Source organism: Pseudomonas sp. UBA6315, assembly GCF_002438125.1.
In the GTDB taxonomy this organism is placed as follows: domain Bacteria; phylum Pseudomonadota; class Gammaproteobacteria; order Pseudomonadales; family Pseudomonadaceae; genus Aquipseudomonas; species Aquipseudomonas faucium.
Window position 1 is genome coordinate 1 of the sequence record NZ_DJTF01000121.1, and the last position, 10,869, is coordinate 10,869.

Here is a 10,869-nt window from a genome sequence, read left to right on the forward strand (position 1 = left end):
CGGACATTCAAGTCCCCTATAGAAAAGTCCAAGACACTGCCCCGCAAGGAGGCGGGCGCAGTGTAAAAGCTGAAAATGACGATTCGTCCGTGCCCAGGGGTAGACCCTGGCCACGGCAACGAGTTTAGAAAGCGCTGGGCAAAAAATCGCGGGCAGCCATCAGCCGCCTGATTTTTTTGCCTTGAAGCCTTGTTTGGTCAGCTCACCAATCAGCAGCTCGACATGGTCGCCCTGGATTTCGATGACCCCATCCTTCAGCGCGCCGCCGGTACCGCAACGGCGCTTGAGGGTGGTGGCCAGCTCCTTGAGCTGGTCGAGCGGCAGCGGCACGCCGGTGACGGTGGTCACGGTCTTGCCGCCACGGCCTTTGCTTTCACGGCGCACACGGGCAATGCCATCGCCTTCGGGGATGAGCTGCTGCTTGCAGGTGCAGGCGTCCACCGGTTGGCCACAGTCGGGGCAGTGCCGACCGGCATCGGTGGAGTACACGAGACCGCCAAGGGCGGCGAAGGAAGAAGCTTTCTTGGACACTTTTGTTCCTCGGTGCTGAGGACAAAAACTGGTCGACGGGAGCCGACCGCGAAGCCCCACTCTGGCAGGGGCGGCGCTACTGCTGCAAGACTTGCGGCAGCCCGAAAAGGGCGCGCAGTTTAACGATAAATCACGCCGTTGCTAAGTACTGGAATGCGCCATTTTGCGAATGATTTGCGACCCTTCGGCAAAAACCCTGGGGGCCTTTGCCGGCGCTGGCTTGCCGGCGATCGCACGAGCCCGCCAAGGCAGCGCTCAAAGGCTGGCCTTGTAGCGCTGCAATGCCGCCAGCGAGTCGGGGCAATAGGGCTTGACCAGGCTTTCCGCCTCCGCCTGCTCGATTGCCACGAACCTGGCCTCGATCACCTCTTCGGGCTGCAACCGCAGCGGCGCATCCGACACCGCCGAATACACCGCGCACCACAGGTGGTTGCCCGGCTGGTCGAAATAGAAGCGCTCGTGGAACGTCAGCGGCACCCCGGCGATGCCCAGCTCCTCGGCCAGCTCGCGGGCGGCCGAGGCCGCGTAGGCCTCGCCCGCCGCCACCATGCCGCCTGCGGCCACGTCCCAGTAGCCGGGGTAAAGTGCCTTGCTCAAGGTACGCCGGTGCACGCACAGCTCGCCGGCGCTGTTGAACAGCAGAATGAACGTGCAGCGGCCGATCAGGCCACGCTCGCGCAGTTCGGCCCTGGGCAACGCCCCCAGCACCTGGTCGGTTTCGTCCACCCAGGCGACCAGTTCTCGGTCGGAAGCCGCCCGGTGGGCGGCCTCGTTGGGGCTGATGGCCATGCTCAACCCTGCGACAGCAGCTGGCGCAGGTCGATGACCGCAGCGTTGGCCCGGGAGATGTAGTTGGCCATGACCAGCGAGTGGTTGGCCCACATGCCGAAGCCACTGCCGTTGAGCACCATCGGGCTCCAAAGCGGCTCTTGCGAGGCCTCCAGCTCACGGATGATCTGGCGCACGCTGACCGTGGCGTTCTTCTTGGCCAGCACGTCGGCGAAGTCCACCTCGATGGCACGCAGCAGGTGCGACAGCGCCCACGCCTGGCCACGGGCCTCGTAGAACACGTTGTCGATCTGCAGCCACGGGGTTTCCACCAGCTCCTCGTCCACCTGCGGCGCTTGGCCGGCGACCACCGATTCGGTCTTCAGGGTGTTGTTGAGCTTGACCCGGCCAACGCTGGCCGACAGGCGCTGGGACAGCGAACCCAGGCGGGTGGCGACATCGCCCAGCCAGTTGTTCAGGTTATCGGCGCGGGTGTAGAAGATCGCACCCTTGTCGCCTGCGGCCAGGCGGGTCTGATAGCGCGTCAGCGACTTGATGCCCTCTTCGAACTCAGACTCGCTCGAAGGCAGGATCCAGCTCTTGTTGTCGAAGTTGAAGCGCGGCTCGGCCTTGGCCAGGTCGGCGTCCTCGGTGGACTGCGACTGCGAGCGGGCGAAGTCCTTGCGCAAGGCACGGGACAGGTCACGCACCTGCACCAGCACGCCGTATTCCCAGCTCGGCATGTTGTCCATCCACAGCCCTGGCGGGAAGCGGTCGTTGGAAATATAGCCACCGGGCTTGTTCAGCAGGGTACCGGCCACGGTCTTGAGGGTTTCCACGGTGGTGTAGCCAATCACCATCTGCTGGCCATTGCGCTCGGCCGCCGTCTGGGCGTTCTGCTGCACCGGGAACAGGTCCGGCTCTTCGCTCCAGTACCAGCCCAGGCCGATGCAGACCAGCAGGTACAGGCCGATCAGCGTCCCCAGGGCACGGCTCCAGAGCCCCCCAAGGTAGCTGCGGGCGGCAGCGCCGCGGCCGTCGACACGCTCGCGGGGCTCGGCTTTGGCCTCACGGTTTTTCCAATCCAGCATGGCTTTGTCCTTAATCAGTCACGACGGTTCAGGGCTTGGACCACAGGCTTGCGCCAGGGTGCCACGACAAGCCCGTGTCGCTGCACTATAAAGCAGACACCGCCTTACGCATAAGCGACCAATGAGTCATGAACTGAATAATGCGCTTCAAGGCTTTGTTGACCCAACGCACTCGCGCGTTTGCAAACTGGTGCTAGCATAGAGCCATCATCGCACCTGCACATCCCTCCAATAAGTAGCCAGGACATGACCCACGCCGCGGAGCCGAGCCCCGAGCGCCTAGAGCAGGAGCTCGATCACTTGCTGCAACGCCTTTCGCGCACCAGCCTGCGCAAAGGTGACCAACTCGACCAGCTGGCGCTGCCGCCTGCGCGCAAGCCGGTCTACCTGTTGTTGCAAGACCCCGAGCCCGCCCAGCGCCTGGCGCAGCAGCTCGAGTTCTTCGGCCTCAGCGCCCGGCCACTGTTCAATGCCGAGGCATTGATGGCCGCCCTGGCCGAGCAGATGCCGGCGGCCATGGTCATGGATGTCGACTTCGGCGGGCCCGAGCGTGGCCTGGCCCTGGCGGCGCAGGTGCAGCAAGACCTGGACAAGCCCATCCCGCTGCTGTTCTTCAGCCTCCACGAAACCGATACGCCCACGCGCCTGGCGGCGGTGCGCGCCGGCGGCCAGGCGTTTCTCACCGGCACCCTGGAGGCCTCGGGCCTGCTGGAAAAACTCGAGATCATGACCAGCACCGCCCAGTCCGACCCGCTGCGCGTGCTGATCATCGACGACTCGCGCACCCAGGCCCTGCATACTGAACGGGTGCTGGGCTACGCCGGCATGACCACGCGCAGCTTGAGCGACCCGATCCGCGCCATGGCCGAGCTTGCCGACTTCCAGCCCGACCTGATCATCCTCGACCTGTACATGCCCACCTGCTCAGGCCCCGAGCTTGCCAAGGTGATCCGCCACAACGACCGCTACGTCAGCGTGCCGATCATCTACCTGTCTGCCGAGGACGACCTGGACAAACAGCTCGATGCCATGAGCGAAGGCGGCGATGACTTCCTGACCAAGCCGATTCGCTCACGCCACCTGATCACCACCGTGCGCAACCGCGCAGCGCGGGCGCGCCACCTGAAGTCGCGGATGGTGCGCGACAGCCTCACCGGGCTGTACAACCACACGCACATCCTGCAACTGCTCGAAGACTGCAGCTTCCGCGCCCGCCGCGAAAGCCAGCCGCTGAGCTTCGCCATGCTCGACATCGACCATTTCAAGAAGATCAACGACCGCCATGGCCACCCCATGGGCGACCGGGTGATCAAGAGCCTGGCGCTGTTTCTCAAGCAACGCCTGCGCAAGACCGACTTCATCGGCCGCTACGGCGGCGAGGAATTCGCCATCGTCATGCCCAACACCGCGCTGGACGCGGCGCACAAGGTGCTGGACGAGATCCGCCGGCGCTTCGCCGAGATCCTCTACCCCGCCCAGCCCCACGACCTGCAGTGCACCTTCAGTGCCGGCGTGGTGCAGCTCGATGAAGAACTCGATGCCCTGACCATGGCCAGTGCCGCCGACGAAGCCCTGTACCGGGCCAAGCATGCGGGGCGCAACTGCGTGGTGCGCGTCGAGCCGTAGCGGGCCTTGCCACCGGCCCGCAAAGCCGTCACCGCGATAGCGGCACTGTGCCACTTTTTTATGGCGCCAAGCCGCTGTCGTCATCACCACGTCATAAAACCGCAATAACTTCAGGCACCTACCTCCACTCCCCCGCAGGAAGTTCGCGGCTATGCGCCTGAAGTGGCTGACCAATTTCAACACCCTGTTGCTGGTGACCGTGTGTATCGCCCTGGGCGCGACCCTGTGGTGGTCGCAGCGTGCCCTGGAGCGCCCCTATCAATTGATGGAGCGCTACCTGAGCCTGTCGCAGCAGTTTCAGAACCACACCGCCCGCAATATCGAGGCTTACCTGGGCAGCGGCGATGCCGTGCGCCACGCGGCGGCCATGGAGGCCAACCAGCAGTTGCAGGCGGCGCTGGCCGAACTGCCGGACGAACTGGCCAGCCAACTGCGGCCCAGCCTCGGCTCGCTGAACACCTTCAGCGCCAACGAACTGCTGGCCGCAGGCAAGCTCGCCGGCGACCCCCAGGCCCTGCTGCTGCAGGCCGAACGCGAGCTGGGCGCCAACTTCGAACAGCTGGCCAGCTACGCCCGCGACAGCAACAGCGCCGAGGCCAGCCGCTACCTGCTGCCGCTGTTCGATGCCAGCCTGCACCTGGGGCGCCTGTCGCTGGCCCGTGACAAGCTGGTCAGCAGCGGCCGCGCGGAGCTTGCCGATGAAGTGCATCGCGAGCTGCAGTTGATCCGCAGCCAGGCCCAGGTCATCGATGGCCTGCCGCTGCTGGGCGTGACCCGCGCCGCCGAATCCGGTGCCGACGACTTCGCCGCCATGATGGGCCTGGAAACCCAAACCAGTACCGAGCAGGAAGATGTCGCGGTGGCCCTCAAGCGCGACCTGCAGAGCCTGCTCAACCGCTACCCGGCCGAACTGCAGCGCACCCGCGAGCAGATCGAGCGGCGCAGCGCCCTGGCCGCCAGCACCCATGAACGCCTGGATGCCGTGCAACAGGCGATTGCCGGCCTGGAGCCGGAAGTGCGCGGCCAGCACACCAAGATCGCCAGCGAAGTGCGCCTGATGCAGGGGCTGATGATCGGTTTGATCCTGCTGATCGCGCTGCTCGTCGATACCTTGCAGCGGCGCCTGGCGCGCACCCTGACCAGCCTGGCCCCGGCGCTGTCACGCTGGGCCGAAGGCGACTTCGCCGAGGCCATCGACCTGGGCCGTACCAACCGCGAGCTGCACGACATTCAGGAATCGCTCAACCGCCTGCGCCACTACCTGGTGGAGCTGGTCGGCACCATCCGCCACAACGCCGAGCAGGTCGCCGGCAGCAGCCATGCCCTGGCCGGCATGAGCGCCGCCCTGCACGACGGCGCCGAACGCCAGGCCGGCGACACCGGGCAGATTCGCGACGCCCTGGGCGAACTGGAAGCGACCATCCAGCAAGTGGCCGGCGATGCCAGCTCCGCCGCCGATGCCAGCCGCGACGCCGGCCGCGCCGTGGAACAGGGCCAGGCGGTGATCGGCCAGAGCCTGTCGGGCCTGCGCGCGCTGGTCGACGAGGTGCAGGGCAATGCCCGCATGATCGAACAACTGGCCGAGGAATCGGCGACCATCGGCGGAGTGCTGACGGTGATCCGCTCGATTGCCGAGCAGACCAACCTGCTGGCCTTGAACGCCGCCATCGAAGCCGCCCGCGCCGGCGAGATGGGCCGGGGGTTTGCCGTGGTGGCCGACGAGGTGCGCTCGCTGGCGCAACGCACCACCGGGGCGACGGGCGAGATCCAGGCGCTGATCGACCGCCTGCAGCAGGCGGCGCGCGGGTCGGTGGCGGGCATGCGGGCGCAGCTCGAACACGCCGAGGCCACCGCCAACCAGGCCCAGGCGGCCGATGGTGCGCTGGATGAAATCGTCAGCGCGATCCGCACCATTGCCGATACGGCGGTGCGCATTGCCGATGTCACGGCGCAGCAGAGCGGCGCGGTGAGCGAGATACGCGACCACAGCGAGCGCATTCATGAGCTGGGTGAAGACAACCTGCAGCGCATTGGCGAAGGGCGTGAGCAAGGCGAGCAGCTGTTGAGCCTGGGGGGCGAGTTGAACCGCGCTGTTCGGGCGTTCAGGGTCTGAGCGTTGCGGCCCTATCGCCGGCAAGCCGGCTCCCACAGGCAACCCCACAGCACTTGAGATCTGTGGGGTACCTGTGGGAGCCGGCTTGCCGGCGATAGGGCCAGTACTGGCGCAACACAACCAGCGACCATGCGTCGCGCCCCAAGCCCCCCCCTGCCAACCCCCGGCAACTCCGCTATCATGCCCGGCACGTTCCACCTCGCGAGTCCGTCATGCGCCGCCTGTTTTTCCTGCTGTTCCTGCTGCTGGCCGCCCCTGCCTTCGCCACGGGCCTGCTCGACAACCGCCCCAGCGCCACCCTCGGCGCCGCCTCGCTGTCCAACGGTGCCGACTTCCTGCCGGTGCACGAGGCCTTCAAGCTCGACCTGGTCCAGGCCGACGCGCACAGCATCAAGCTGCGCTTCGTCGCCACCGACGGCTACTACCTCTACCGCCATCGTTTCCAGTTCCGCACCGAGCCTGCGGACATCGTCCTGGGCACGCCGAACATCCCCAAGGGCGAAGCCAAGCACGACGAGTTCTTCGGCGACGTGGAGGTCTACCACGGCGTGCTCGACATCGAACTGCCGCGTACCGACGCCCGCGCCTTCACCTTGCTGGTGGGCTACCAGGGCTGTGCCGACAAGGGCTTGTGCTACCCACCCGAGACCGAACGGCTGAGCATCGATGGCGACGGTGGCGCAGTGCCGGCCAGCGGTGAACAGGCCTGGAGCTGGAAATCGCTGTTGCTGTTCTTCCTTGCCGGGGTCGGCCTGACCTTCACGCCCTGCGTGCTGCCCATGCTGCCGATCCTCTCCGGCGTGGTCCTGCGTGGCCAGGTCGGCGGCCCGCGTGGCCTTGCGCTGTCGCTGGCGTACATCCTGCCGATGGCGGCCAGCTTCGCCGTGCTGGGCGCATTGATGGGGCTGTTCGGCGCGGGCCTGAACCTGCAGGCGCGGCTGCAATCGGCCTGGGTGCTGGTGCCGTTCGCGCTGTTCTTCGTGCTGTTCGCCCTGGCCATGTTCGGCCTGTTCGAGCTGAAACTGCCGCAAGCCCTGAGCAACCGCCTGGACAACGTGGCCAACCGCACCAAGGGCGGCTCGCTGCTCGGGGCTGCGGTGCTTGGCGTGCTGTCGAGCCTGCTGGTGTCGCCGTGCGTCTCGGCGCCGCTGGCCGGCGCCCTGCTTTATATCAGTGCCAGCGGCGATGCCCTGGGCGGTGCGCTCAAGCTGTTCGCCCTGGGCCTGGGCATGGGCGCGCCGCTGCTGTTGGTGGCCACGGGCGGCGCGGCCTGGCTGCCGAAGAGCGGCCCTTGGCTGAACACGGTGAAAAACGCCATCGGCGTACTGCTGCTGGGCCTGGCCATCGGCCTGCTCAGCCGCGTGCTGCCGGGGCCTGCGACCTTGTTGCTGGTCGGCTTGCTGGCCGCTGGGGTGGCGCTGTTCCTCGGCGCCCTGGAGTTCGTGATCAAGACGCCACGCCAACGCCTGGCCCAACTGCTTGGCCTGGCCTTGCTGGTGTACGCCCTGGCCTGCTGGTATGGCGCACTGAGCGGCCAGGGCGACCCGCTGCGCCCGCTGCCGCCGCCCAGCGTTGCCACTGCCAGCAGTGGCCCAGCCCAGCAAAGCGCCTGGCAGACCATCACCACGCCCGCAGCCCTGGACGCCGCCCTGGCGCAAGCCAAGGCCAGCGGCCAGCCGGTGCTGCTGGACTGGTACGCCGACTGGTGCATCAGCTGCAAGGTGATCGAGCACGAAGTGCTCAACGCGCCCCAGGTGCAAGCCCAGCTGGGCGCCTTCAAACTGCTGCGTTTCGACATCACCCAGAGCAATGCCGAGCAGCGCACCCTGCTCGACCGCTACCAGTTGTTCGGCCCACCGGCGCTGCTGTTCTTTGCCGCGAACGGCAGCGAAATGACCACTGATCGGGTGATTGGCGAGATAAACGCCGTCGATTTCGCCGACGTTCTTGCACGCGTGCGCGGCAAACTCGGTCTATAACTTCCCGCGAGCCGGGAACTTTCTGCGCATGAGTGACCAGATTTAATTATTTGGTCACATACTTCGCGCGAACCTCGGACATCGTGCTGGCTATTGCCGGGAACTGGACACTTGCCGTCGCTTTACGGCACACTCGCCGCGCTGTGTCGAATTGCCCTACAAATCCAAGGAATCCGCAGATGGCAACCCTACTGGTGCTTCACGGCCCCAACCTGAACCTGCTCGGTACCCGGGAACCTGGCCACTACGGCGCCATGACCCTGGCCCAGATCAACCAGGACCTGGAGCAGCGAGCTCGCGCCGCTGGTCACCATCTGCAGTACCTGCAGAGCAATGCCGAGTACGAACTGATCGACCGTATTCATGCCGCACGCAACGAGGGTGTGGACTTCATCCTGATCAATCCGGCTGCTTTCACCCACACAAGCGTCGCATTACGTGACGCATTGCTTGCGGTGAGCATCCCATTCATCGAAGTGCACCTGTCCAACGTGCACAAACGCGAACCGTTCCGTCACCACTCCTACTTTTCCGATGTCGCCGTAGGGGTGATCTGCGGCCTGGGCGCCAGCGGTTATCGCCTGGCCCTGGAGTCCGCGCTGGAACAACTGGCTGCCAACGCACAGCCCTGATGATTGCGACCTTGGCCCACGTGGGCCGGGGTTCGAGAGAAACGTCTCAGATACGTTTTTAAATTACGCCCCCTGACCGAACCTTTGGGAGTTGATGATTAATGGATATCCGTAAAGTCAAGAAACTGATCGAGCTGCTGGAAGAGTCTGGCATCGACGAACTGGAGATCAAGGAAGGCGAAGAGTCGGTCCGTATCAGCCGTCACAGCAAGACCCCAGCTGCCCAGCAGTTCTACGCACCGGCCCCGATGGCTGCCGCCCCTGTCGCAGCGCCTGCTGCCGCTGCTGCCCCGGTTGCCGAAGCTGCCGCTGCCGCCCCAGCCCTCAAAGGCACCGTGGTCCGCTCGCCAATGGTCGGCACCTTCTACCGCAAGCCTTCGCCGACCTCGCCGAACTTCGCTGAAGTTGGCCAGAGCGTGAAGAAAGGCGACACCCTGTGCATCGTCGAAGCGATGAAGATGATGAACCACATCGAAGCCGATGTCGGCGGTGTCATCGACGCCATCCTGGTGGAAGACGGTCAGCCGGTTGAGTTCGACCAGCCGCTGTTCACCATCGTTTGATTCGCGGAGAGCCAACGATGTCTGGGAAGCTGGAAAAAGTCCTGATCGCCAACCGCGGGGAAATTGCCCTGCGGATCCTGCGTGCCTGCAAAGAGCTGGGCATCAAGACCGTCGCCGTGCACTCCACGGCCGACCGCGAGCTGATGCACCTGGGCCTGGCAGACGAGTCGGTCTGCATTGGTCCTGCTTCGTCCAAAGATTCGTACCTGCACATCCCGGCGATCATCGCCGCGGCTGAAGTGACAGGCGCCACCGCCATTCACCCGGGCTACGGCTTCCTGGCGGAAAACGCCGACTTCGCCGAGCAGGTGGAGAAATCCGGTTTCGCCTTCATCGGCCCGAAAGCCAACACCATTCGCCTGATGGGCGACAAGGTTTCGGCCAAGGACGCGATGATCAAGACCGGCGTACCGACCGTACCAGGCTCCGATGGCCCGCTGCCCGAAGACGAGGAGGTTGCCCTGGCGATCGCCCGTGACGTCGGCTACCCGGTGATCATCAAGGCCGCCGGTGGCGGTGGTGGTCGCGGCATGCGCGTGGTGCACAAGGAAGAGGACCTGATCGCCTCGGCCAAGCTCACCCGTACCGAAGCCGGCGCAGCCTTCGGCAACCCGATGGTCTACCTGGAGAAGTTCCTGACCAACCCACGCCACGTGGAAGTTCAGGTGCTGTCCGACGGCCAGGGCAACGCCATCCACCTGGGCGACCGCGACTGCTCGCTGCAGCGCCGTCACCAGAAGGTACTGGAAGAAGCACCGGCCCCGGGCATCGATGAGAAGGCCCGCCAGGAAGTCTTCAAGCGTTGCGTCGATGCGTGCGTCGAGATCGGCTACCGCGGTGCAGGCACCTTCGAGTTCCTGTACGAGAACGGCCGTTTCTACTTCATCGAGATGAACACCCGTGTGCAGGTTGAGCACCCGGTGTCGGAAATGGTCACCGGTATCGACATCGTCAAGGAGATGCTCAGCATCGCCGCTGGCAACAAGCTGTCGATCCGCCAGGAAGACGTGGTCATCCGTGGCCACTCGCTGGAATGCCGTATCAACGCCGAAGACCCGAAGAAGTTCATCCCGAGCCCCGGCAAGGTGAAGCACTTCCACGCCCCAGGCGGCAACGGCGTGCGCGTCGATTCGCACCTGTACAGCGGCTACTCGGTTCCGCCGAACTACGACTCGTTGATCGGCAAGCTGATCACCTACGGCAAGGACCGCGACGAAGCCATGGCGCGCATGCGCAATGCCCTGGACGAGATCGTCGTCGACGGCATCAAGACCAACATCCCGCTGCACCGCGACCTGGTGCGTGATGAAGGTTTCTGCAAAGGCGGCGTCAACATCCACTACCTCGAGCACAAACTGGCCAACCAGGAGTGATCGCGTTAGCGTGATGCATGAAAACCCCGGCCCAGTGCCGGGGTTTTTTATTGCCTGGCAGGTGCTCATCGCCGGCAAGCCGGCTCCCACAGGAGCTGCGCCAACTCAAGTGCAGCGATAACCCTGTGGGAGCGGCGACACGCACGCGCGCCCCTGCTCTACAAACCCCCTGCACTCGCGTAAACTGCCAGCC

The 10,869-nt window shown here is 65.2% G+C and carries 9 protein-coding genes; 6 read left to right on the forward strand and 3 right to left on the reverse strand.

Going from position 1 to position 10,869, the window contains the following annotated elements; genetic code table 11:
- Positions 1 to 159: 159 nt before the first annotated feature.
- The 3 genes from B3E94_RS14500 to B3E94_RS14510 form a co-directional block, all read right to left on the reverse strand.
- Positions 160 to 531, reverse strand: coding sequence for a translation initiation factor Sui1 (locus tag B3E94_RS14500; RefSeq protein WP_176517239.1), 372 nt, complete (start codon positions 529 to 531; stop codon positions 160 to 162).
- Between the two features lie 255 nt (positions 532 to 786).
- Positions 787 to 1,320, reverse strand: a complete 534-nt coding sequence (locus B3E94_RS14505) for an NUDIX hydrolase (protein WP_176517238.1) — start codon at positions 1,318 to 1,320, stop codon at positions 787 to 789.
- Between the two features lie 2 nt (positions 1,321 to 1,322).
- Positions 1,323 to 2,390: a DUF2333 family protein gene (locus B3E94_RS14510; RefSeq protein ID WP_286914040.1), complete on the reverse strand. Its 1,068-nt coding sequence runs from the start codon at positions 2,388 to 2,390 to the stop codon at positions 1,323 to 1,325.
- 246 nt (positions 2,391 to 2,636) lie between these two features.
- Between B3E94_RS14510 and B3E94_RS14515 the strand changes: the two genes are divergently transcribed.
- From B3E94_RS14515 to accC, 6 genes are all read left to right on the forward strand, one after another.
- The gene (locus B3E94_RS14515) at positions 2,637 to 4,016 is read left to right on the forward strand and encodes a GGDEF domain-containing response regulator (RefSeq protein ID WP_286914041.1); all 1,380 of its coding nucleotides are present in this window, start codon (positions 2,637 to 2,639) and stop codon (positions 4,014 to 4,016) included.
- Positions 4,017 to 4,383: 367 nt separating this feature from the next.
- Positions 4,384 to 6,129 (forward strand): methyl-accepting chemotaxis protein, encoded by a 1,746-nt coding sequence (locus tag B3E94_RS14520; RefSeq protein WP_414708155.1) that lies wholly within the window; start codon positions 4,384 to 4,386, stop codon positions 6,127 to 6,129.
- A 212-nt stretch (positions 6,130 to 6,341) separates the two neighbouring features.
- Positions 6,342 to 8,108 carry a protein-disulfide reductase DsbD gene (locus B3E94_RS14525; RefSeq protein ID WP_286914043.1) on the forward strand — a complete coding sequence of 589 codons (1,767 nt, stop codon included), beginning with the start codon at positions 6,342 to 6,344 and terminating at the stop codon, positions 8,106 to 8,108.
- Between the two features lie 179 nt (positions 8,109 to 8,287).
- Complete coding sequence (aroQ, locus tag B3E94_RS14530) at positions 8,288 to 8,740, forward strand: type II 3-dehydroquinate dehydratase (protein WP_176518061.1); 453 nt, start codon at positions 8,288 to 8,290, stop codon at positions 8,738 to 8,740.
- A 101-nt stretch (positions 8,741 to 8,841) separates the two neighbouring features.
- Complete coding sequence (gene accB, locus B3E94_RS14535) at positions 8,842 to 9,303, forward strand: acetyl-CoA carboxylase biotin carboxyl carrier protein (protein ID WP_176518062.1); 462 nt, start codon at positions 8,842 to 8,844, stop codon at positions 9,301 to 9,303.
- Positions 9,304 to 9,320: 17 nt separating this feature from the next.
- Positions 9,321 to 10,676: an acetyl-CoA carboxylase biotin carboxylase subunit gene (gene accC, locus B3E94_RS14540; RefSeq protein WP_286914045.1), complete on the forward strand. Its 1,356-nt coding sequence runs from the start codon at positions 9,321 to 9,323 to the stop codon at positions 10,674 to 10,676.
- Positions 10,677 to 10,869 lie beyond the last annotated feature (193 nt).